Source organism: Bradyrhizobium sp. 215_C5_N1_1, from assembly GCF_052075935.1.
Classification (GTDB): domain Bacteria; phylum Pseudomonadota; class Alphaproteobacteria; order Rhizobiales; family Xanthobacteraceae; genus Bradyrhizobium; species Bradyrhizobium barranii.
The window spans coordinates 1,143,229-1,164,055 of sequence record NZ_CP197228.1 but is presented as its reverse complement, the minus strand read 5'-3'; the positions used below and the strand labels follow the sequence as shown (position 1 = coordinate 1,164,055).

Below are 20,827 nucleotides of genomic sequence, written 5' to 3'. Positions count from 1 at the left end.
CGGCTCCTATCGGATCGGGTTGTGCACCGGGACAAGCTTGGTCCCGTCCGGAAACGTCGCCTCCACCTGGATCTCGCGGATCATTTCCGGGATGCCCTCCATGACCTGGTCGCGGCGCAGCAGCCGGCCGCCTTCGGACATGAGATCCGCGACCGATCGTCCGTCGCGGGCGCCTTCCATGATGGCATCCGAAATCAATGCGATGCTTTCGGGATAATTCAGCTTGACGCCGCGCGCGAGCCGGCCGCGCGCAACGATCGCGGCGAGGGCTATCATCAGCTTGTCTCGTTCCCGTGGCGTCAGATTCAAGATGCTCCTCCCACTTGGCCGCGCTGCTAACAGGACCACATCTTCGGCACTCCGAAGGGACCGGATCCGAGCTCATGGTCGAGTTGATCGAGGAAGCGGCGCAGACCTCGCCTGAGATCCACGCTTGCAATCGCGGCGACCCGGACGACGATGATCGCGCCCACGATCGTGACGCCGCACGCGCATTCCAGCGAAGCACCGATCTCGCGCAATCTCTCGAGCCGGGCCTCAAGGCCCGGACCGAAATAGATCATCGTCGCAATAGCCTTCCAGTTCGAGAGCAGCGCCGTCTTCCGAAGCTGCAGGAGCGCCTGGTCTGAGGCGAGGAAGCCATCTGCCCACACCAGACGGCCGTCGACCCTGACGCGCCAACTGTCCAGGATATGTCCGGCAAGAACCTCCTCGCCGCTCTCGATGCGGCCAAGAACCAGCCATTCGAGGGCAATCAATTCGGTGCCCGAGCACACATCGATCTCGGTGTGCCGCGCGATGCGCGCCTGGTTGAAGACGATGGTCTCTTGCGGAAGCCACGCAAGCCGGGCATTTCCCTCAGCCCTTAACCGCGTCCGGATTCGGGCGGGCCGATCCAGCGCGCGATAGACCTTCTCCGCGGCCTGCGTGGTCACCGCGACCGACGCGTTGCCTTGAGCGACCACCTCGATCCTGATCTCGTCGCCACCCGCGACACCGCCCGAGGTATTAATGAGGACCGCCTCCTTGCGCCGGCGATCGTCGACATTCGGGAAGGCAACGGCCATCGGAAACTTCTGATAGACGTCGATGATCTCCGTGCCGTTTGCGGCGCCGGAGAACACCACGCGAGCTTCCCCGACAGCGCGCTGCAGATCGAATTTTTCCGTGGCGCCCTGCCCTTCTCCCGGATGGCCGGGATGAGCCGCGGATGTCCCGCGAGAGCGCTCATGAATTGCTTCAAACATCCGTCTCGGGGCTCATGATTGACCGTGTGTGTCTCGCATATCGGCGAGGGAGAGGCCGGGCGTGGAACGGCAATGCCGACCACGCCCGGACCTCATGTCGCGAAACCGGGATCAGAAACCCGCAAGACCCTGGGAGCCATTGTACGGGATCTTGACGCTGCCGATCTCCTTCAGCGAACCGTCCGGCTGGGTGCTGTAGCTGACCAGCTTCGAGGCGTTGCCGTAGATCTGATAGAGATAGGCGCCGTCCGGCGAGATCCAGCTATCGCTGGGACCGCTCGTCACGGTTCCGTTCAATCCCCTCGCGGTGCCGTCGCCGGGCACCTTCGGACACGCCGGATCGCACGCAATCTCCAGGCCGCTACCGTTGATGCGGTAGCTACTGATGTTGCTGTAGCCGAAGTTCGTTGCGTAAATCGTGCGATCATCGGGCGCGATGGCCAGCCAGCACAGCTCGGACGGCAGGCCCGCGCTGGTGTCGATCTTGACGAGCTGGCCGATCTTGATCGAGCCGTCCTTCTCGATGGTGCAAATGGAGCATCCGTCGCCGACGGCATAGCCGATCACGAACGTATTCGGACGCTGATTCAGGAACGCGATGTAGAACGGAGAACCGCCCTTCGCATCGTAGAACCTGGCCGTGCCGAGCGAGCCGTCCTTTTGCAGGGCGAACACGGCAAGGCCGTCCGGATCCGGTGCATTCGACGCAATCGAGTGCAACGCACCGCCGGCGCGCTGGACCCAGAGAATCGGCGAGCCGTCGGGATACAAGCCGGTGAGCGCGATCGGCTCATCGAAAGTGGTGCCGACAAGCACAAGCTCCTCGTTGGGCGAGACCACGACCATGGTGGAGACACGATTCCGCTTGCTGTACGTGTTCACCGTGTATCGCTCGGGCCGCGTCTTGAGCATGCCTTCGGCATCGACCGACATCAGCCGAAGGTGATCCGGTCCGAACGCGTGCAGCACGAAGAGGGTGCGCGTCGACGGAGCGAAAGCCAGCGATTTGGCCGTGCCGCTCCTGCCCTCGACCGGGTTGCCGGTCGACTTCACGTCGAGCAGCGTGAGACGACCGTCGCTCTCCAGGCGGAAGCTCGAAACGGAATTGTCTCCGCCATTGGTCGCAAACAAAAAGCGCCGATCGGATGTAATGATGACGCTTCCTGCACCCTCGTAAGAGTTGGGCGCGCTGTCCTGGCCGCTGATCGGCTTGAATTCACCGGAGCCAGCGCCGCCCGTCTTGATACGCGCGACCTCGGCCAGCTTGCCGTCCGCCTGCCGCGTGTAGTGGATAATGGCGTTGTCGATCTCATTGGTCTGGATATAGAGATGGCCAGTCTGCCCCTTCGACATTCCCATCTCGCTCGCCGTCGCTTCTTTAGCCATCTCTCGCTCCTTTGATGATTGGCTTTGGTAAATCGAATGACTTTCGGTGACCTGCACCATCGCTATGGCTTCAACGGAGGGTATCCATCGATGTAAACCCAGTCGGACGTCCGCACGGGCACATGGCACGCCTGGCATTGCGCCTTGTAATTCGTCGTCGTCGTTTTTGAACGATCGCCCGCGTCGAACCACGACCATCCCCAGCCGTCGCCCCACAGCGCGCTCTCCGGGTGACGGTTCGACGTGTCCTTCACCATGACGAACCATCCCTTCAAAGCATCGGCGCGGCTGACGGTGCCGGTCGTCATTTCCGAGGTTGCCGCCTTGAACACCTCCTTGACCAGCACCGCACCGTCCGGGAAGCGCCTGTCCTTCCGATAGGCGTCGATCACTCCCGGCGAGGCGTACACGACGTGAAGCTCCTTCGAGCCGTGAGTGTCGTCTGCCGCGATCGCCCAGCTTCCGAGGATCTGATAGGTCGTACGATAGTCATCGGGCACGTGCAGATGCCTGTCGCGGTCGGCGACACTCGCACCGGCCGAAACGCCATCCGCCGCATTCGCCGGCAGCTGTGATTGCCTGACCACGGCCGCGACCCCAAGGATCACGACGACGGCGACACAGGCGGCTTTGAGGATTTTCATGCCGATCTTCCGCCGATCACGCGGTCACCGCGCGTCCTTGTCGTCCAGCAGCGGATAGAACTGGGTCCAGACCTCATCCTTCTTGGCGTTGGCGATATGGCAGTAGGCGCACTCGTCCTTCGACTTCACCTTGGCCGTCGGCGCCTTCGGTTCGTGGTGATTGAAGTTGAAATAGCCCCACCCGTTGGTGTCGGCGAAGCGCTTCGAGTCCTTGACGGTCACGTCGGCGCCGTTCCACTTGCCCGGGAAGTAGCCACGTCCCGACGCTTCCGTTCGCGAGCCGTCGGCATTCTCCTGCGGCAACGTCAGCTGCAGCTCCTTGAACAGGATCGTCCCCTCGGGGAATTCGCCGGTCTTCTTGTAGATCGCGTACGAGCCCGGCTCGATATAGACGTTGTGGAATTCCGGGAAGTTCGCCTGTCCGCCGTTGAGGGCATTTGGCGTCAGCGGCGAGCCGACATAGACCCACTCGTGGAAATTCTTCGGCAGGAGCAACTGCCCGTCCGCGGTGTATTCCGGCAGATAGCGCGTATTGCTCTGGGCATTGCTATCCCTAAGCGATCCGAAGAACAGAATCGTTGCGACCGCACTGCCTACGATGACCGCCGCTGCTGCCTGGACTCTCACGCGCATTGTCTTCTCCCGCGACTGCGGCCGAACGCGCGAGGCGCCGGCACGATTGACCTGTCGAGAGATGACTTAGCCAGTCGCGGAAGATCCTGCGCGCTGGGGATTGCTTCCGCTTTGGCCATCTTGATGCATTCCGTGCCGAACCTGCGATCGGTGAAGAGGTTGACGCTGCGGAAGCAGGACGCGCGACCCCAATCGGCGCCGCGATCGCGGCGCGGACGGCCATGGAAGCGACCGAGAGGGTGCAAGGTCAGCGGGTGAGGTCTGAAAGCGGGGCTGTTCTCAGGGGGCGCTCGCGGCAGATCCGGTAGTTGTCCTGCCAGGGACGAAGCCGCTCGAAAGCCGCGCTCGCCGCCAGCACGTCGAAGTCGGCGTTTCGCCGACCTATGATCTGCATCCCGACCGGAAGCCCGTCGGACAGACCCGCCGGAATCGAGGCTGCCGGATGGCCCGTAAAGTTGACGAAGTAGGTCAGGGCCCATCCGATCAGAGGATCTATCTCGACACCATTGATCGACTTCGGCCCAGCCGTGTTGCCGTCGCTGGCGTTGTCGACCGGCGGGCACGCGACGGTCGGCGTGACCAACAGATCGAATCTTTCAAGGACGTTCTGGAAGGCATCGTAGACCTCCGACCGGACGGCCTGGTCGCGGAAGAAATCGAGCCCCGACATGCGATTGGTCTTCTCGACCCAATCCATGTATTCAGGCGGAAAGTCGTCGCGATGCTTGCCGAACAGATCGATTCCGTCGCGCTTCATGTTCTCGATCGCCTGCAGGTTCAGAAGCATGTAGAGACGCGACCAGACGTCGCTCAGCTCCCGTTGCGAGCGAACGATGCCGAGCTTCACCTCCTCGACGTGAGCACCGGCTTCCTCGAACGCCTGTACCGCGCGGCGGACCGTCGCCGCGACTTTTCCGTCGACCGGAAAGACGTCCAGATCCGGACTATAGGCAATCTTGAGGCCACGGATCGAACGACGGGTCGCCGCGGTGAAGTCGACGGGCGGCTCGATCAGGCTGAAGGGATCTCGCGGATCAGGGCCGGCAAGTACGTTCAACGCGATTGCGGCATCTTCGACCGTCCGCGTGATGGGCCCTTCGAACAGGAACGGAGAGTCGGCCACGCCGAACGCGTTGGGACGCACGAGGAACGGCACGCGTCCGAACGACGCCTTGTAGCCATAGACTCCACACCAGGCGGAGGGGATCCGTATCGAGCCGCCGGCGTCCGTACCTTCTGCAATAGGTAGCAGTCCATCGGCGACCGCCGCGGCGCTTCCTCCGGATGAGCCACCCGTGTTCTTGGCAAGATTGAACGGGTTGCGCGTGGGACCAAAGAGGTAGTTGTCGCAGGTGCCTCGGAATCCCATGAGGGGGCTGTTGGTCTTGCCGAGGAACACGGCGCCGCCACGCTTCTCCATGCGCTCGCAGAACACGCAGTAACCGTTCACGACGTGATGCTTGAGCGCGCGGATGCCGCCCAGGCTTGCAGGCCAGCCCGGCTTGAAGTCGAACAGATCCTTGAGCGCCGACGGGATGCCGTGCAGCGGTCCCCACGACTCGCCGGCAACCAATGCGCGCTCGGCCTCTTTTGCCCTCGCGCGGGCGCCGTCGAAATCGAGATAGACTAGCGCATTCAGGCTCGGGTTGCGCGCTTCGATGCGCCGGATGAACGCATCGACCACGTCAACCGGCGACAGATCACGTCGCCGGATGCGAGCTGCCAGTTCGTGCGCGGTGAGGTAAGCGAGTTCGTCGGAATGCAAGGGCTGGCTCACGCTCGACATCGTCTCCTCCTTCTGAACCACTTCAGGACGAAGCCGCATTTGACATTGAAACAGTTCTTGCCTGCGCAGCCGTGATTGCTTCGTCTTTCGCAATCTTGATGCATTCGCCGCGACGGCCATCGACAAGGCATCGCTCAGGGTTCATGTGCGCTGACGTGGGCTGCAGGTTACGCCGACGCGCGTTGGCACATCCTGCGCGTCACCGCACAAGGGCACGCTTCCATGGACCGACCTCCCGTTTCTCGCGGCTTCAAATCCAGGCGACAGACACCCGAAGCCGCCCGGCTGCCACCGGGTCAGTATCTGACGACCGACTTCCCGGTGCTGTCCGCCGGACCCACGCCGGATATCCGTGTCGCTGACTGGAAGATTTCGCTTCAACTCGGCGGATCGTTGCTGGGGAAATGGACCTGGGACGAATTCGAGGCACTGCCCCAGACCACGATCACGGTCGACATTCACTGCGTCACCAAATGGACGAAGCTCGGCACGGTCTGGCAGGGCGTCAGCTTCGACGATCTTCTGAAGGTGGTCGGGGTGAGCGAGCCGCCGAACGCCTATGTCATGGCGCATTGCGACGGCGGATACACGACGAACCTTCCGGTGACCGACCTGGTCGCGGGAAAGGCGATGATCGCGACCCGCTATGAGGGCCTGCCGCTCGCCCCGGCGCACGGCGGCCCCGCGCGACTCCTGGTGCCGCATCTCTACTTCTGGAAGAGCGCAAAGTGGCTGCGAAGGCTCCGCTTCATGCCCAAGGACGAGCCCGGGTTCTGGGAATCGCGTGGTTATCACAATTATGGCGATCCCTGGCGGGAGCAACGTTATGACGGCGATTGATGCGCCTCTGCAGCAGCCCAGGATCGCGTGGCAGACCGGTCGCGTGCAGGCCATCGTGGCTGAAACAAGCCGGGTGAAGAGCATCATCCTGCAGCCGGCCAACTGGTCCGGGCACTGGCCCGGCCAGCACGTCGACATCCGTCTCACCGCCGATGACGGCTATCAGGCCGAACGAAGCTACTCGATCGCATCGCCCCCGGAAGAAAAGCGGCTCACTCTCACCGTCGAACGGGTCGAGGACGGTGAGGTGTCGTCCTATCTCCTCGACGAATTGCAGGTTGGCGACGCTCTCGAATTTCGGGGACCCATTGGGCGGCATTTCATCTGGAGCCAAACGCGCGGTGGACCGATTTGCCTGGTCGCGGGCGGTACCGGGATTACGCCTTTGATGGCCATGTTGCGCCACCGCAGGAGGTCGCTCGCACGCATACCGGCATCATTGATCTATTCGGCACGCAGCCTTGCCGAAATCGTGTATCGGGATGAACTCGATACGATGGCTCGCGGCGATCGCGACCTCCGCCTGGTCTATGCGCTCACCCGCGAGCATCCGAGCGACTGGAACGGACATCGGGGACGGGTCAACGAGGCGCTGCTCGCAGAGAACAGCTTTACGCGCGAGCAGAATCCCACGTTCTTCATTTGCGGTCCCACCGGGTTTGTCGAGGGCATCTCGAGCATGCTCGTGAAGCTCGGCTTCGACCCTCTCGCCATAAGAACCGAGCGTTTCGGGCCAACAGGAGCATGATCGCCATGGCAGACAACATCGCCGACCTCATTCTTGGCGGTGACCCCGGCACACACTTGCTTCAAGAAGCCTTTGCCTTTGACATCACCCTGACGAAGATCCGGTGCGCGGCATGCAACACCGTGTCCTGCCTTGGCTCTCTCGCCGTCGACGGCGGGCCGCTGGAGGCGCTCGTCAAATGCGCCGATTGCGGAAGCGATCTGATGAAGGCGACGCGCACTCAGAGGGGATGTGTCCTTGAAATGCACGGTGCCCGGCACCTGTACTTCTGAATGCCGCGCCCGATCGCCCGCCAAGCCCCGAAATCAAAGACCCGCCATGCACGGTGAAGACATCCACCTCGCTGAAATCGAGCGCCAGATTGCCGCCACGGCGGCGAAGCTTCGCGAGCTGATTGAACAGTCCGCCTCACATCTCGCCGCGATGAGCGAAGAGCTTGTCGGCCAGCGAATTGACGATCAGGCCGCACGGCTCGAGATTCTGATCAGGCGCCGCGACGAGCTCCTCAGAGCCAGATCCGGCGAAGACTGAAAAGGACGGCCGGGGCAGATCGGGAAGCGTCAGCCGTGAAATTTCAACCCGTCGACGATCTTGTCGATCACCTTGCGCTCGGCGCGCATCGAAATTCCAACCAGATTCAGGTCTGTGCGGGAAACGGCCTTCACGACCTCGCGGTTGGCGGCGTCGTGAGCGGTCCTGAACATGTCCTCGGTATAGAGCCCCGGCGTCACTCCGCGCGTCAGTGCGCGATCGAGCGCGCGAGATAGCGCCGCGCGGTCGGCGCCATAGATCAGGATGGGCTGGCCGATCAACGGCAGATATTTCGTCCCGGAGCCGTCTTCGTAGGGGTCGCCGATGCAGGCCGGAAAAGCCGCCGCGATCCCGCTGGCGAGGAAAGAGGCCACGTTCAGCTTCTGCCACGGCTCAAGGTCGGTGCGGACCACGACCGCGATCTTGGTGTCAAACTGCATGACGGTTTTGCCGCTATTCCTCAGCGCTCGCGAAGAGCGAAAGAGCCCTTACTCCATGCTTGCGCGCATCGAACGCTTTTGCAAGTGGGCCACTTCCGCGGACGGCCTTCGGGTGAAAACCGATTATATCGATTTCACCTCGCCGCCGTCCATCCGCAATGCCGAGCCGGTCATCCAGCGCGCGCCGGGCGATACGAGGAACGCCATCAACTCGGCAATCTCTTCCGGCTCACCGTAACGCGCGATCCCGGCGTCCTTGGGAAACTTCGCCGTGGCTTCCTCGACGGTCATGTTGTGCAGGGGCGCCCAGTGCTCGAGGTAGGAGCGGCGGCGGCCCGTCATCACCGGCCCCGGCAGGACGCTGTTGACCTGGACGCCATCGCTGATTCCCTTGTCGGAGAACGCCTTTGCCAAGGCGACGATTGCAGCGTTGATGGTGCCGACCGCGGCATAGGGCGCCTTGGGGAAAGAGGCCGAGTTTCCCGACATCAACACCACCGCCCCCTGCGCGGCCATGAGCGACGGCCAGGCGGCGATCGTGAGCCGCCGGGCGCCATGCAGCTTCAACGCCAGTCCGGCGTCCCACTGTGCTTCCGTCGTCTCGAACAGATCGACCTGAGGTACCGCGCCTGCGATATTGAGCAGGGCATCGATCCGGCCGAACGCCGCCAAGGTCTGGTCGACGACAGATTGAGCGGCACGAGGTTCGGCCAGATCGGCATCGATCACCAGCACCCCGGCGCCGGCGGCCCGGACCGCCCTTGCGGTGTCCTCGAGATTGGCGCGGTTTCGCGCGACCAGGGCAAGCGCCGAGAAATCGCGCGCCAGGCGTACCGCGGTCGCCCGGCCGATTCCCTGGCTCGCCCCCGTCACGATGGCGACTGATTTCGACATATGAACCCTCCCGAATACCAAGCTTGTAAATATCAGTCGCGAACGACGACCATCTTTCCGACCGCCTCGTTCGCCTCCATGACGCGATGCGCCTCGCGAATCTCGTCGAAGCGAAAGACCCGCGCCGGCTTGACGTCCAGCCGGCCGGCTGCGGCGTCGGCGGCGATTTCCCTCAGCGGCACGTCGGAGAGCGGGAACCCGGGCGTGCCGAACACGAAGCTACCGAAGAAGGTCAGGTAGACGCCGCTCGGCATCTGCAGCAGCGGGTTGAAATCCGGAATCGGATCAAGCCCGCCGAGCCAGCCGGCGAGACAGGAGCGGCCGCCGCGGCGAAGCATGGCGAGGGAGTCGAGCACGACGCTGTTGCCGACGAGGTCCAGGACTGCGTCGACCTGCTTCGCCTCGGGCAGATGCTTTGAGAGATCGCGCCGTTCAATTTCGCACCGCGCGGCTCCGAGCTTCTCCAGCATCGCAAAGCGCTCCCGGCTGCGCGTCGTCGCGATGACCCGCGCGCCGGCATTGACCGCGAGCTTGAGTGCCGCCTGACCGAACGAGGACGTCGCTCCGCGGATGACGAGAAGCTGACCTTTCGCGAGATCGAGATTTCGAAAGAGACAGGTCCATGCCGTCGCGAAGGTTTCGGGGATCGCTGCGAGCTCGGCCCATGGCAAATCCGCATCGATCGATGCGACATTCGAGACCGGCGCACGCGTGTATTCGGCGTAGCTGCCGTTGATGGTCCGGCCGAGACCGCCCATCAATGCGGCCACCTTTGCGCCCACCGGAAATTCTCCGCCCGGGCACGACTTGCCGAATCCCTTGACCTCGATGACGGCATGACCGAGCTGCGGCTCCGGCTCCGGAACGTCTCGATAGACGAGGCTGTCCAAGCCACCGAATTTTTCAAGAACGATGGCGCGCATGATGGCTCTCCCGACGTTTCTCGCGGCGAGGGAAGCGGCGGTTACCCATTCGAATTCAGCTGGCCAAGAAAATCACCGATCGAAGCTGCGATCTCCCGCGCGTGAGTCTCGAGCGCAAAGTGCCCTGTGTCGAAGAAGCGCACTTCGGCGCCCGGCATGTCGCGCTGAAACGCCGTCGCGCCCGCCGGCAGGAAAAAGGGATCGTTCTTGCCCCAGACCGCCAGGAAGGGCGGCTTGTGCTTGCGGAAGTAGGCCTGGAATTCCGGATACATGGCGACGTTGGTCCTGTAGTCGCCGAAGAGATCGAGCTGGATCTCGTCCGCGCCTGGGCGCTCGAGATAATGGTTGTCCAGCGTGAAGCCATCAGGGGAGATCAGGGAGGTGTCAGGCACCCCGTAGGTGTATTGCCAGACCGTCGTCTCCGGCGAAAGGAATGATCGCAGCACCGCCCGATTCGCTTGCGATGCATCTTGCCAGTAAGCCCGGATCGGGCTCCAGCCATCGCTCAATCCCTCCTCATAGGCATTGCCATTCTGCGAGATGATGGAAACGATGCGCTCGGGATGCCGAAGAGCCATCCGAAAGCCCGTCGGCGCGCCATAGTCGAAGACGTAGAGCGAGAAACGGGCGAGTCCGATGACTTCTGTGAACCGTTCGATCACCTGCGCCAACGCGGCAAACGTATATGCAAAGCTTTCGCGAGCCGGCATGTCGGACTGGCCGAACCCGGGCAGATCCGGCGCCACCAGTCGGAAGCGATCCGAGAGTGCCGGGATCAACTCGCGGAACATGTGGCCGGCCGTCGGAAATCCGTGCAGCAGCAGCAAGGCGGGCGCGTCAGCCCGGCCAGCCTCCCGGTAAAATACGTTCAGTCCGTCCACGTCCGCCTTGCGGTATCGAATGCTCGTCATCTGCGGTCCCTCCCTCGACACCTGTTGCGCCCGGTGAAATCGATGTTCCGATGGCAGCCGATCCGAGGCGGTCTCACCTGGACATTTCGTGGCTCGGGGCGATCCGGTTACAGACTTCCCGGGGATTTCTGCCCGTACGAGGCTGCCTGTCGCCTGCTCTGCCCGATCTATCGTGCCTCGGATCTATTCATTCGAACCCCCTGCGATAGTCCGTAGGAGTCCAACCCGTCGCTTTGCGAAAGGCGGAGCTGAAGGAGCTCGTTTGCGCATAGCCCAGGCTGAGTGCGATGTCCGTAATCGATACCGCGCGATCCGCCAGCCGCAGCTTGGCGAACTCCATGCGTCGCTGCACCTGATACTGGTAGGCCGGGATTCCGAACGACTTCTTGAAAGCGCGGCAGAAGTGGTGAACGCTGAGCCTGACGAGCTCGGCGAGCTTGAGGAGGCAGACCTGTTCTCCCAGATGCCCCTCGACGTACTCGACCACGACACGCTTCTGCCAACCCGCGAGACCTCCACGACTGACCGCTGCCGGTTCGCGAACAACATCGTGATCAGACCTGGAAAGCTCGTGGGCGAGCACGCCGCAGAGCGCTTCGAGGTAGGGCGCGCAATTCGTCTCGGCGCTCTCGATCGCCTTCTTCAATTTGGAGGCGGTTTCCCAGACCAGCGGATCCTCGAAGTATATTCTCGGCGCGAGCCCGGCCGCGCTGTCGTCGGACTTGTGAAGCGCGGCGGGATCGAAGTAGAGGAAGGTCACCTGCGCAGACGAGGCAGTCTCATGCCATTCCCGATAGGCGCGTCCCGCCGGGACAAAGGTCAGCCTGTGCTCGGAGCCGCGCAGCTTCGACGAGCAGAGGCCATCGATGGAGGTCTCACCGCTTTTCCGCGCTCCCTCGTTGTACAACGCCAGGAGATGTCTCGACCCCTGAAAGCGAAATTCAATCCTGTTGCCGACCGGGAGGTGAACGCTCTCCGAAAACCACCAGCGCCAGCCTATCCCAAGGCGCTTCACCGGCTCGGAAGGCGTTATGCTGACCGTCGGATGAAGCGCTGCGTCGGACGGCCTAGAAGACAGCGTCTCGTCCACCGGCCGGATTGGCGAAGCGGAGACCGCCATCCGTGGCGTGCTCTCACTCGAATTTGATACGTACATCCCCATCGTCGTCGCCCTGTTCTGTGCTCCGGATGGCCGCGTCCAATCGTCAACGAATTTCTGCACGGAGGAGATGCCCTGGTCGCCTGGATACGGGCGTTGAAGCCGCAAGCTGCACGTGACGTTACCTCTCCGGTCAAGACGCGCTGCCAACGCCGGCTGACAGCACCGCACAGGGGCAACATGCTTTTCATCGCCCCCGCGGACAATCTCACGCTTGTGCTGTTCCGGCCCATACTTAGGTATGGGTCGCGTGCATTGAAGGCGCCGAGATGATTCAGCACGAGATGCCAGTCCCGAAGCTTCAGCCCTGGAGTTGGAGCGCTTCTGCCATTCGGACGAGCATTGCCGCGGTTTTTGCCCCGAGCTTCCGCATCACGCTGCCACGATGCATCTTGACTGTCGCTTCGCTGATCGAGAGCTCGCTGGCGACCTGCTTGTTCATCAGACCGGATGCCACCAGCGTCATCACTTGCCGCTCGCGCGTGGTCAGGAGTGCAAACTTCTCCTGCAACTGCGTCAGGTGCGCGCTGTCGTCGCGCCGATCGATGTCCTTTCGGATCGCGGCCGTGATCGCATCGAGAAGGTCCTGATCCCGTATCGGCTTGGTGAGAAAATCGACCGCCCCCAGCTTCATGCCTCTTACCGACATGGGAATGTCGCCAAAGGCGGTCATCAGGATCACCGGGATTCCGACATTGATTTTCGTCAGGTACTCCTGCAGCTCCAAGCCACTCGTGCCGGGCAATCTGACATCGAGCACCAGGCACGCAGGGGCATCCGACAGTTCGACCTTGAGGAAATCCGAGGCTGATCCGTACAGGGCGACCTTGTAGTGCAGGGACTCGAGCAGATCGCCAAGGGACTCGCGAACCGCGCGGTCATCGTCGACGATATGAACAACGCCGGAAGGAGGCATGTCTACCGGCTTTCCGACGTCTGAACCGCCTGGCGAAGCGGGAGAGCGAAGGTGAACTTCGCTCCGCACCTCCCGTTTTCTTCCACCCATAGCTGTCCTCCGTGGAGTTTCACTATCTTGCGGCAGATCGACAGTCCCAGACCGAGTCCCGCTCCCTTCGTCGTGTAGAGCGTCTCGAAGACCCGCTCTCTATCAGCCGGGCTGATGCCGCCCCCCGTATCCGCGATTGCCACGGAAATCATACCATCGGCGACCCCCGAAGAGAGGGCCAAAATGCGGTTCCCGTCCTCGACCCCGGCCATGGCCTCGATCGCGTTGCGCACGAGGTTGAGGGCGACCTGCTGGACCTGAACACGGTCTGCTTCGACACGCGGCGATGATCGATCGAAGTCGGTACGGACGATGACCCCGGCTCGCTCGATTTCCCTGTTCGACAGAAGCAGAACCTCCGCAACCGCATCGTTGATATCGAACTCGGCAAAATGGACCTGCGTGCCCCGCACGAGAGAGCGGACCCCGGTCACAACCTCCGCAGCTCGACGTGCCTGTCTGATGATGCGTGCGACCGATTTGCGGGCCTCCGCGGCCTGAACGGGATCCCGGGCGAGCCACCGGAGGCAAGCTTCCGCGCTCATGATCATGCCCGTCAGCGGCTGGTCGATCTCGTGAATGATCGAGCCGGCGAGCTCGCCAAGGGACGTCAGACCCGTCGCACGCGCAAGCTCGTTTCGCGCGTCGGCGAGAGCCTGCTCCGCCGCCTTCCGTTGCGAGACATCCGTGATGATGCCTTCCAGCTCGAGGTCTCCCGTGGGCCCCTCATCGAATTGCCCAACGGCGACGACATGCAACGTCTTGCCGTCCCGGTGGATCACGCGGTACTCGTGGGTGAATGGCGACTTCGTGCTGATCGCCTCGGTGAGGTCTTGCTCCAGCGCGGGATAATCCTCGGGATGGACCCGGCTCCTGAACACCTCGAAGGGCACGGGGTTCACGTCCAGGTCGATATCCAGGATGCGGTAACATTCGCGCGATCCGCGCGAGAGCAGGGTCCGCGTGTTCCAGCGATAGCTGCCCATCCCGCCGATCTGCTGCCCTCTGACCATCCACATATTGGTCTCGCGCAGCGCCTCGAACAGGCGGACGGATTCGAATGAGACGGCGGCCTGATTGGCCAGCATGGATGTCACCCAGACGCATCGCGGCGTGAAGATCTCCGCATCTCCATCCGCTTCGAGATAGAGAACGCCGATCGCCCAGTGCTGGTGAATCAACGGCAGGCACAGCTGCGCTATCTTTCCAGACGGCGGGTTCGCGGGATCGATCAGTGCGGAGCTCTCCGCGCCGGCTTGCCTCACGACCGTTTGCTTTCGATCGAGCACCTCTTCGGCAAGGTCGCTCGGCAGGCGGAATTCGGCGTGCGGCGGGAAGGAGGCAAGGAAGTTCGCCCTCTCGCGCGGGAAGCTCGCATCGGCCTTGGCAAGCAGCTCTCTTTGCCCGCTGAGCAGGATCGCCCCCCGACTGGCCCCGGAGTAGCTCAGCGCCTCCATGAGGAGAGCCTTGGCCAATCCCTGATAGCTGATTTCTCTCGAGATAATCTGAAACGCCTTTGCGACCAGATCGAGTTCGTGCGTCTCGTTATCAAGCCTCATACTGAGATGTCTCGTCGTGAAAATCATTTCCAGACGTCTCGACGCATCACCCCGCCGCTTGCGTATCGAGGGGTGGGACGAGAGCGCGTCAGTACGCCGCAACATGTAACGGGACTTGCGAACGTTGCCAAGTTTGGTCGCGAGAGCCGCGGTTCACGAGCCCGCGCCGTGCACGTCGTTGCGCATTGCCCCGATTTTTTTCGAAGCAGCTGTAACCGATGCGACGTTTGCTCCGAATGTCTACGAAAGTGCGGAGCAGCGGCAGTGCGCCCCGCTGGCCGTCGGCATGACTCGCCTGCTGTTCAGGCCCGATCGGGGCGTCGAGACACTGCCGCGCAGGCCTGCATCGGCAAGGAAACAGGAATGATGACCGCGGACTCTCCGAAGACAAAACGCCTGAATGCCCTCTCGGACGCGGCTTTTGCAGTCGTTATTACAATTCTCGCCCTGGACCTGCGCCCGCCGCACGCTCCGAGCCTCAATGCTCTGTTCGAACTCTGGCCGACCGTCATCGGCTACGCAGTCAGCTATCTCTTCATCGCCATCGTCTGGGTGAACCATCACCATCTTCTGCACTATGCCAGCGCGGCGACGCCCCGATTGATCTGGGGAAACTTCGCTCATCTGTTTTCCGTATCGCTGCTGCCGTTCTCGACAGCCTGGATCGCGAGCTCAAAGCTGGCGCCGCTGCCCGTCACCGTCTACGCCGGCGTATTCGCCCTGGTGAACGCGACCTATCTGCTGCTGTGCTGGGAAGCCGTCGACCGGCCGGCGATCGAGGCGATCCCGGACAAGGCGCGCATGATGATGCGGATGCGATCCTTGACCACCCTGTTCGGCTTCCTCGCCGCGGCGGCCGTCTCGTTGCACTATCCCATTCTCGCGCTGGCCATGATCTGCATCTGCCTTGCCATGTATCTCAAGCCTCAGGTCTCAGGACACGGGCCGCATCTTGCTTCAGCAGATACAACGATACCGCAAGCAGCACGACATCCTTCATCAGGAACGGAACGTTACCCGTCATCGCCGGAAAGCCGCCTGCAGCAGCGTCCCAACCGTCCGGCATAAACGGAATGATCGTGACTGTTGCGATGAAGGTACCGGTCGATCCAAGGGCGCCCAGAATGCCGAGCCGCTTGCTCCAGAAGCCCGCGAATATCAAAGCACCAAAGGTCCATTCGGCGACGCCGAGGAACCAGCTGGCGCCTTGATGGCCGAACGCGGGATAGAGCCACCAGATCAGCGGACCGTTGCTGATGAAGGGGTCCAGGCGGTCCGCCTCGTACGCCCACCATTTCTGGTAGCCGAAGAAGAAGAACAGGATCACCATCGACGCCCGGACGATGTGGTAATCGAGGTCTCCCGCAAGCAGCCCCGATATCGGCAGCCTGCTTGCGAACGATTTGCGCTGGGCTCTCGCCAATGTACTCATGGTGCCGATCCTCCTGATCCTAACTGACAGGCCCTTGCGCGGTCAGCGCCTGACCGAGATCGATCAGAAGCCGGCAGACAAGGCCGTCGGGTGCGAAGTCGAGATCGACCTGCGCGCCCGGCAGGGCCCTTGCGATCAGTTGCGTGCCAAAGCCCTTGCGTACTGGCTTGGTCACAATCGGTCCGCCGCGCTCGCGCCACTGGATCGCAAGACCTTGTCCGCCGAGATAGGGCGGGCTTTCCCAGATCACCTCGACGGCTCCTGCCGTCGATGTCAGCGCGCCGTACTTGCTCGCGTTGGTAACCAGCTCGTGAATGATGACGTGCAGCGCCAAGGCGATGTGCGGCTCCAGTGTGAGGTCCGGCCCCGCGAGCAGAATGCGGCCTCTGTGAAACATCGCGTGCGGCTTGAGCGTTCGCTCCAGCATCGCCGCGAGAGACACGCGCTGCTCTCCCGCGGATTCGATCATCCTGTAGGCGTCGGACAGGGTCGCGATCCGTGCCGAGAGCGCCTCGCGAAAATCGGCGGTCGTATTCGCATCGGTGTTGTTCACGAAGCACAGAACGATGCTGAGGATATTGCGCATGCGATGCTGCAATTCCCTGACGACAAGCTCGAGCTCGTCATCCCGGATCGGGGCGATCCGCTCAAAGTGCGCGCACCCGCTTCCGCCGTCGTGGAACGAACCGGTGACAGTGTGCCTCATGTGCAGACCTATCGCTGTTTGCTGAACCGGATTTCGATCAACATCCGCGGCAGATTTTCAGCTTCTTGTCGAGATCTGCGTCCAGACCTTCCAGTTTCCGGTTGAAGTCGGTAATGCGCTTCTGCAACGCATCCTCGGCGACTGAATTCGGCATGAATTCATTGCCGCGCGGCTGCACCTGGACGGTCTCAGCCGGGCTCGGCGCTTTCGGCGACGGCGCCGGGAGCGGATCTGCCAGGGCGGTTAGAGGAATGGCGGCGAAGCTCAGGATGAGGGATGAACGGAGTTGCATGGTCGCGCCTCAACGCAGTTGATTGCCGTGATGACGCGCACATTATGCAGCATGTGTACGAGCCTCGCTGTTCGTGGATTGCGCCGATTGAGGCGATATTGTTGGAAATGATTCCGTCTGCGCCCCGATTCATCCTAGGGTGCCGCCGGCGCGGGCCTTTGCTCCGCGAGAATGACCGAGAAGAGCCCGCTGTCGTCAGTCCAATCGGCGACGGGATGCCATCCGCCGGCCTGCAGCAGGACGAAGGCATCCCTCCGCCCGTATTTGAGGCTGTTCTCCGTGTGGATGGTCTCGCCCTTCGACAACGAGAAGACGCGACCGTCGACCTCGAAGCGGACGTCGCGCGTGGCTTCCAGATGCATCTCGATACGCGCCTCCGCATCATTCCAGCGCGCCAAATGGCGAAACGCGCCCAGGGGAATCGAGCCGCCCAGCTCGCGGTTGATCCGGTGCAAGAGGTTGAGATTGAATGCGGCCGTCAGCCCTTGCGCGTCGTCATATGCTGGCAGCAGAACATCCTGATCCTTGATACGGTCGATGCCGATCAGCAGCATCGATCCGGCACCCAGGGTCACCGCCATCGCCCGCAACAGGTCGACCGCCGCAGGCACAGTGAGGTTTCCGATCGTCGACCCCGGAAAGAAGCCGAGGCGCGCAGTCGAGGCAATCTCGTCCGGCAGCGCAAAGGGATAGGTGAAATCGGCCTCGGTTGGATAGATCGGCAGTCCCGGGAATGCATGCGACAAGCCTACCGCAACCTCCCGGAGGAATTCGCCCGAGATGTCGATCGGCACATAGGCAGAAGGCTCCGTCTCTGCCAGCAACAGTCGCGTCTTTGCCGACGAGCCTGAGCCGAATTCTATGACTGCGCGGCCCGGCCCCGCGAGCGCGGCGATTTCCGATGCTGCGGACGCAAGGATCGATCGCTCGGTTCGTGTCGGGTAGTATTCGGGCAGCAGCGTGATGGCTTCAAACAGAGCCGATCCGCGGCGGTCATAAAGCCATCTCGCCGGAATTGCCTTTGGCGCGAGGCTCAGCCCTTCCATGATGTCATAGCGGAACGCCGCCGTCAGGTCGGCCACCGTAGATCGCATTTCGTTCTGGAGTTGAAGCAATTTCGGCTTTCCTTCGCACGACGTCTCGGTCGGCCCGGCCCGCGGCCGCAATGACGTCAGGATACCAATGTGGACAATTTCTTCAGGCCGCGATGGATATTGATCTTGACCAGGGCCGCCGACTGTCCGGTCGCACCGGCCGCTCGCGCGATGCTCAGACCATTAAGCTTCACGAGGCGGATCACGGTCTCTTGCGCAGGCTTCAACCGGCCAAGCAGCTGGTCCAGCGCAGCAGCGCTGATCGCGGCACCTTCGTGATCCTCGATTGCGATGTCTTCGTCGAGCGCGAGCGCGCTGTAGCGAGACGCATCGCGCACGCGATCGACCCATTTGTAGCGGGCAATCGCCGTAACCCAGGCGCCGAAGGGCTTCGAGGCCGCGAACGTGTGGCGTTTCGCGTGAATGGCCAGGAGCACCTCCTGCCTCGCATCGTCGGCGGCGGGATAGGGAAGCCGGCGCGCGTAGTAAGCCCGAAGCCACAGATCCAGCTCCCGCAGCAATCGCTCATATGCGTCTCCATCCCCTGCTCGCGCCGCAAGCAGAAGCCGGCCCCATCGCTCCGAACAATCGTTCCATCTCTCCCAACGGGCCGCCCTCCGGCGATCATGTCGCGGCGAATCCATATCCCCCCGGGGGCGTGCACGCCCCGGATCGTCGCCGCCAGACGATTGCGTCGCCATAGAGGACGTGATGTCGTCAGCCGAGAGCGCTTTCATCTTCGAAGGCTCCTGTCGAGACACTCAAGCAGCGCGCTCGTTTCGAACGGCTTTCTGAGAAGGCAGAATGCGCCGATCGAGGCCGCTTCGGCGTCCAGCTGCTTGTGAGGAAGCGCGGTAATGAGAATCACCGGCGCTCCGACCTTCTGCTGCTGGAGCTCGCGAACGAGGTTGAGCCCACCCATTCCAGGCATGTGAACGTCGGCAATGATGCAGTCGAAGCTGAACCGGCCGGCGTAGCTCAGCAGCGCTTCGGCCCTGTCAAACGGCTCGGAGCGGTAGCCGATCGATCGCATCAGATCCACCAAAGACAGGCACAGGGCCTCGTCGTCATCGACGACACCTACGTAAGGGACCTTCACCTGACTTACCCTCGCAAGACGCGATCATCATCGAAACGCGATCGCAACACGGGCGATTGAAGCGCAAGCCGCTCTCCAGTTGACCAGGCGGCTGCTGTCGTGACGTTCGATGCTTGTTCGCGAGAGGCACATGTTCGGTCTCCCCAACTGAGGAAAATCCAGTAGCTGCGCCAGGATCGGTTGCGCATGTCGGCCTCGAGCATGCGTTCGGTGGGTGCCTCCGACAATCTCGCGATTGTGATGCACAGACCCATACTTTGGTATGGGTTTGCGGCGCCAAGAGCGAGCCACCGAGGGCGACGCGATGTCAGGCCACGCCGATCCCGGTCGCCTGCGGCCGAACAGCGCAAGTTTGAGAAATGCACGATAACCCGCGCACAGCGCGCCCTTCGAAGCTTGGCTACCGTTCAGATCGCGACAGACGTCGACGCCGCCCTTGGCGCCAATCCGCGACCTCGAGGATGAGACGACATCAGATGGACCATCTCATAAAGAAGCTGTCCGAGCTCGATCTGGTCAGAGGCGATTTTGACTACCATGTCACGCGTGTGGCGATGATCGTCGTCTTCTTCGTCTTCAGCTGCCAGAAATGGTTCGACTACGAAGCGCACGCGTTGATTCCGTTCATCAGCAATGGTCCGCTGATCTTCTGGCTGTATCCGGTGTTTGGCGTGCGCGGCGCGGCCTACTTCCTGGGTTCAGCGGAATTGTTGTTTGGATTGCTTCTTCTGCTCGGCTTCTGGAGCAGAAGAGTGGCGATTTTGGGATCGCTGGGTTCATGCGCGACCTATGTCGCCACCGTGACGATCATTCCGTTTTTCCCCGATGCCTGGCCCGCGCCGGCCGGCGGATTTCCTGCGGCCACGTTGCCGTTCCTCTTCCTCATGAAGGATGTCGTACTGCTTGCGGCTTCCGTCTATCTGCTCAAGCGTGACCTCCTCCGGGCAGCAGCCGACGTGTCACCGGCTCAGAACGGGATTGTTCGACAGGAAGCGATGCAATAGTGCCGGTTGGCACTGGAAGAGCAGGATCAGCGTGCCGGGCCGCCCGATGAACGCAGCTTCCCAGCCGGCCGCCACGGCGCTACGCGTATCCCAGGCGTGGCAGGCGATCATGCAGAGCTGCGAGGGGACGCCAAGTTCATTCTCCATTTGAGCGTAGGTTTGCGGCGACGGCTTACAGATCTTGAAACTGTCCTCGCTGAATGACCTTTCGAAGAATCCCGCAATTCCCCCACGCTCAAAGCTGGAGGGTCTGAACTTCAGCCAGGTTATTCGCAGAGTGAACAGCCTGAAGCCAGCAGCGCGGAGCCGTCTTCCAGTTCACCGTGCCGATCGATGACGGCTTTGCGGTTGGTTGAGCCACGCCCCGAAATCCGAATGTGGCTCATGCCATGGCTCCGATCCCGGCTATTGTTGGGGATTGGCGTTGGGAGTACGTTCCCGGACGGGACAGGTGAGCACCTTTCCCTCCTTTTCAATCGACTGGCCGGCTAGT

General features: G+C 62.2%; 24 protein-coding genes and 1 pseudogene. 6 read left to right on the top strand and 19 right to left on the bottom strand.

The window, feature by feature from the left end:
• Positions 1 to 6 precede the first annotated feature (6 nt).
• From AB7G19_RS05405 to AB7G19_RS05380, 6 genes are all read right to left on the bottom strand, one after another.
• Positions 7 to 309 carry an urease subunit gamma gene (locus AB7G19_RS05405; RefSeq protein WP_028148889.1) on the bottom strand — a complete coding sequence of 101 codons (303 nt, stop codon included), beginning with the start codon at positions 307 to 309 and terminating at the stop codon, positions 7 to 9.
• 26 nt (positions 310 to 335) lie between these two features.
• A complete protein-coding gene (locus tag AB7G19_RS05400; RefSeq protein WP_245344206.1) occupies positions 336 to 1,247 on the bottom strand; it encodes an urease accessory protein UreD in 912 nt (303 codons plus the stop codon).
• A gap of 111 nt (positions 1,248 to 1,358) precedes the next feature.
• Positions 1,359 to 2,633 carry a lactonase family protein gene (locus tag AB7G19_RS05395; RefSeq protein WP_085403511.1) on the bottom strand — a complete coding sequence of 425 codons (1,275 nt, stop codon included), beginning with the start codon at positions 2,631 to 2,633 and terminating at the stop codon, positions 1,359 to 1,361.
• A gap of 62 nt (positions 2,634 to 2,695) precedes the next feature.
• Positions 2,696 to 3,277: a cytochrome P460 family protein gene (locus tag AB7G19_RS05390; RefSeq protein ID WP_085403510.1), complete on the bottom strand. Its 582-nt coding sequence runs from the start codon at positions 3,275 to 3,277 to the stop codon at positions 2,696 to 2,698.
• 24 nt (positions 3,278 to 3,301) lie between these two features.
• Positions 3,302 to 3,910 carry a cytochrome P460 family protein gene (locus AB7G19_RS05385; RefSeq protein WP_085403509.1) on the bottom strand — a complete coding sequence of 203 codons (609 nt, stop codon included), beginning with the start codon at positions 3,908 to 3,910 and terminating at the stop codon, positions 3,302 to 3,304.
• A gap of 247 nt (positions 3,911 to 4,157) precedes the next feature.
• Positions 4,158 to 5,696: an amidase gene (locus AB7G19_RS05380; RefSeq protein ID WP_085403575.1), complete on the bottom strand. Its 1,539-nt coding sequence runs from the start codon at positions 5,694 to 5,696 to the stop codon at positions 4,158 to 4,160.
• A 222-nt stretch (positions 5,697 to 5,918) separates the two neighbouring features.
• On the opposite strand from AB7G19_RS05380, the gene AB7G19_RS05375 reads away from it, so the two are divergent.
• The 4 genes from AB7G19_RS05375 to AB7G19_RS05360 are packed head-to-tail and all read left to right on the top strand — an operon-like array spanning position 5,919 to position 7,815.
• Positions 5,919 to 6,536, top strand: a complete 618-nt coding sequence (locus tag AB7G19_RS05375; RefSeq protein WP_085403508.1) for a sulfite oxidase-like oxidoreductase — start codon at positions 5,919 to 5,921, stop codon at positions 6,534 to 6,536.
• Entirely contained in the window at positions 6,523 to 7,284 is a 762-nt protein-coding gene (locus AB7G19_RS05370) for a ferredoxin reductase (protein ID WP_441267737.1), read from the top strand. Before AB7G19_RS05375 ends, AB7G19_RS05370 begins: the two co-directional genes overlap by 14 nt.
• Positions 7,285 to 7,289: 5 nt before the next feature.
• Entirely contained in the window at positions 7,290 to 7,556 is a 267-nt protein-coding gene (locus AB7G19_RS05365) for a DUF6510 family protein (protein WP_224517587.1), read from the top strand.
• Positions 7,557 to 7,602: 46 nt separating this feature from the next.
• Positions 7,603 to 7,815, top strand: a complete 213-nt coding sequence (locus AB7G19_RS05360; protein WP_085403506.1) for a hypothetical protein — start codon at positions 7,603 to 7,605, stop codon at positions 7,813 to 7,815.
• Positions 7,816 to 7,844: 29 nt separating this feature from the next.
• On the opposite strand, the gene AB7G19_RS05355 is transcribed toward AB7G19_RS05360, so the two are convergent.
• From AB7G19_RS05355 to AB7G19_RS05325, 7 genes are all read right to left on the bottom strand, one after another.
• Positions 7,845 to 8,255, bottom strand: coding sequence for a DUF2000 family protein (locus AB7G19_RS05355; RefSeq protein WP_063980886.1), 411 nt, complete (start codon positions 8,253 to 8,255; stop codon positions 7,845 to 7,847).
• A gap of 123 nt (positions 8,256 to 8,378) precedes the next feature.
• Complete coding sequence (locus AB7G19_RS05350) at positions 8,379 to 9,149, bottom strand: SDR family oxidoreductase (protein ID WP_063980885.1); 771 nt, start codon at positions 9,147 to 9,149, stop codon at positions 8,379 to 8,381.
• Positions 9,150 to 9,181: 32 nt separating this feature from the next.
• Positions 9,182 to 10,072 (bottom strand): zinc-binding dehydrogenase, encoded by an 891-nt coding sequence (locus tag AB7G19_RS05345; protein ID WP_441267736.1) that lies wholly within the window; start codon positions 10,070 to 10,072, stop codon positions 9,182 to 9,184.
• A gap of 41 nt (positions 10,073 to 10,113) precedes the next feature.
• The gene (locus AB7G19_RS05340) at positions 10,114 to 10,983 is read right to left on the bottom strand and encodes an alpha/beta fold hydrolase (RefSeq protein ID WP_063980883.1); all 870 of its coding nucleotides are present in this window, start codon (positions 10,981 to 10,983) and stop codon (positions 10,114 to 10,116) included.
• A gap of 187 nt (positions 10,984 to 11,170) precedes the next feature.
• Positions 11,171 to 12,073, bottom strand: a complete 903-nt coding sequence (locus AB7G19_RS05335; RefSeq protein WP_231143842.1) for a helix-turn-helix transcriptional regulator — start codon at positions 12,071 to 12,073, stop codon at positions 11,171 to 11,173.
• A gap of 370 nt (positions 12,074 to 12,443) precedes the next feature.
• Complete coding sequence (locus tag AB7G19_RS05330) at positions 12,444 to 13,058, bottom strand: response regulator transcription factor (RefSeq protein ID WP_063980882.1); 615 nt, start codon at positions 13,056 to 13,058, stop codon at positions 12,444 to 12,446.
• 2 nt (positions 13,059 to 13,060) lie between these two features.
• Entirely contained in the window at positions 13,061 to 14,707 is a 1,647-nt protein-coding gene (locus AB7G19_RS05325; RefSeq protein ID WP_063980881.1) for an ATP-binding protein, read from the bottom strand.
• Between the two features lie 6 nt (positions 14,708 to 14,713).
• On the opposite strand from AB7G19_RS05325, the pseudogene AB7G19_RS05320 reads away from it, so the two are divergent.
• A pseudogene (locus tag AB7G19_RS05320) lies at positions 14,714 to 15,343 on the top strand (TMEM175 family protein); the annotation flags it as partial.
• A gap of 283 nt (positions 15,344 to 15,626) precedes the next feature.
• Here the strand turns inward: AB7G19_RS05320 and AB7G19_RS05315 are convergent.
• The 6 genes from AB7G19_RS05315 to AB7G19_RS05290 form a co-directional block, all read right to left on the bottom strand.
• Positions 15,627 to 16,139 carry a YkgB family protein gene (locus AB7G19_RS05315; protein WP_084794953.1) on the bottom strand — a complete coding sequence of 171 codons (513 nt, stop codon included), beginning with the start codon at positions 16,137 to 16,139 and terminating at the stop codon, positions 15,627 to 15,629.
• Between the two features lie 19 nt (positions 16,140 to 16,158).
• Positions 16,159 to 16,845, bottom strand: coding sequence for a sensor histidine kinase (locus AB7G19_RS05310; protein ID WP_063980879.1), 687 nt, complete (start codon positions 16,843 to 16,845; stop codon positions 16,159 to 16,161).
• A 37-nt stretch (positions 16,846 to 16,882) separates the two neighbouring features.
• Entirely contained in the window at positions 16,883 to 17,137 is a 255-nt protein-coding gene (locus AB7G19_RS05305; protein WP_063980878.1) for a hypothetical protein, read from the bottom strand.
• A 134-nt stretch (positions 17,138 to 17,271) separates the two neighbouring features.
• Positions 17,272 to 18,252: an L-histidine N(alpha)-methyltransferase gene (gene egtD / locus AB7G19_RS05300; RefSeq protein WP_441267735.1), complete on the bottom strand. Its 981-nt coding sequence runs from the start codon at positions 18,250 to 18,252 to the stop codon at positions 17,272 to 17,274.
• 56 nt (positions 18,253 to 18,308) lie between these two features.
• Positions 18,309 to 18,968, bottom strand: coding sequence for a sigma-70 family RNA polymerase sigma factor (locus AB7G19_RS05295; RefSeq protein WP_084794952.1), 660 nt, complete (start codon positions 18,966 to 18,968; stop codon positions 18,309 to 18,311).
• Positions 18,965 to 19,330 carry a response regulator transcription factor gene (locus AB7G19_RS05290; protein WP_063980875.1) on the bottom strand — a complete coding sequence of 122 codons (366 nt, stop codon included), beginning with the start codon at positions 19,328 to 19,330 and terminating at the stop codon, positions 18,965 to 18,967. The genes AB7G19_RS05295 and AB7G19_RS05290 overlap by 4 nt, the downstream gene beginning before the upstream one ends.
• Before the next feature lie 476 nt (positions 19,331 to 19,806).
• Here AB7G19_RS05290 and AB7G19_RS05285 point away from each other — a divergent pair, with 476 nt between their 5' ends.
• The gene (locus AB7G19_RS05285) at positions 19,807 to 20,334 is read left to right on the top strand and encodes a YkgB family protein (protein WP_063980874.1); all 528 of its coding nucleotides are present in this window, start codon (positions 19,807 to 19,809) and stop codon (positions 20,332 to 20,334) included.
• The last annotated feature ends 493 nt before the right edge of the window (positions 20,335 to 20,827 follow it).

Coding starts and splice junctions, on each gene's coding strand:
- AB7G19_RS05400 (WP_245344206.1), bottom strand. CDS start 1,247: ATGTTTGAAGCAATTCATGAGCGCTCTCGCGGGACATCCGCGGCTCAT.
- AB7G19_RS05360 (WP_085403506.1), top strand. CDS start 7,603: ATGCACGGTGAAGACATCCACCTCGCTGAAATCGAGCGCCAGATTGCC.
- AB7G19_RS05315 (WP_084794953.1), bottom strand. CDS start 16,139: ATGAGTACATTGGCGAGAGCCCAGCGCAAATCGTTCGCAAGCAGGCTG.
- AB7G19_RS05345 (WP_441267736.1), bottom strand. CDS start 10,072: ATGCGCGCCATCGTTCTTGAAAAATTCGGTGGCTTGGACAGCCTCGTC.
- AB7G19_RS05355 (WP_063980886.1), bottom strand. CDS start 8,255: ATGCAGTTTGACACCAAGATCGCGGTCGTGGTCCGCACCGACCTTGAG.
- AB7G19_RS05305 (WP_063980878.1), bottom strand. CDS start 17,137: ATGCAACTCCGTTCATCCCTCATCCTGAGCTTCGCCGCCATTCCTCTA.
- AB7G19_RS05385 (WP_085403509.1), bottom strand. CDS start 3,910: ATGCGCGTGAGAGTCCAGGCAGCAGCGGCGGTCATCGTAGGCAGTGCG.
- AB7G19_RS05395 (WP_085403511.1), bottom strand. CDS start 2,633: ATGGCTAAAGAAGCGACGGCGAGCGAGATGGGAATGTCGAAGGGGCAG.
- AB7G19_RS05285 (WP_063980874.1), top strand. CDS start 19,807: ATGGACCATCTCATAAAGAAGCTGTCCGAGCTCGATCTGGTCAGAGGC.
- AB7G19_RS05390 (WP_085403510.1), bottom strand. CDS start 3,277: ATGAAAATCCTCAAAGCCGCCTGTGTCGCCGTCGTCGTGATCCTTGGG.
- AB7G19_RS05375 (WP_085403508.1), top strand. CDS start 5,919: ATGGACCGACCTCCCGTTTCTCGCGGCTTCAAATCCAGGCGACAGACA.
- AB7G19_RS05340 (WP_063980883.1), bottom strand. CDS start 10,983: ATGACGAGCATTCGATACCGCAAGGCGGACGTGGACGGACTGAACGTA.
- AB7G19_RS05365 (WP_224517587.1), top strand. CDS start 7,290: ATGGCAGACAACATCGCCGACCTCATTCTTGGCGGTGACCCCGGCACA.
- AB7G19_RS05370 (WP_441267737.1), top strand. CDS start 6,523: ATGACGGCGATTGATGCGCCTCTGCAGCAGCCCAGGATCGCGTGGCAG.
- AB7G19_RS05350 (WP_063980885.1), bottom strand. CDS start 9,149: ATGTCGAAATCAGTCGCCATCGTGACGGGGGCGAGCCAGGGAATCGGC.
- AB7G19_RS05325 (WP_063980881.1), bottom strand. CDS start 14,707: ATGAGGCTTGATAACGAGACGCACGAACTCGATCTGGTCGCAAAGGCG.
- AB7G19_RS05295 (WP_084794952.1), bottom strand. CDS start 18,968: ATGAAAGCGCTCTCGGCTGACGACATCACGTCCTCTATGGCGACGCAA.
- AB7G19_RS05380 (WP_085403575.1), bottom strand. CDS start 5,696: ATGTCGAGCGTGAGCCAGCCCTTGCATTCCGACGAACTCGCTTACCTC.
- AB7G19_RS05310 (WP_063980879.1), bottom strand. CDS start 16,845: ATGAGGCACACTGTCACCGGTTCGTTCCACGACGGCGGAAGCGGGTGC.
- AB7G19_RS05330 (WP_063980882.1), bottom strand. CDS start 13,058: ATGCCTCCTTCCGGCGTTGTTCATATCGTCGACGATGACCGCGCGGTT.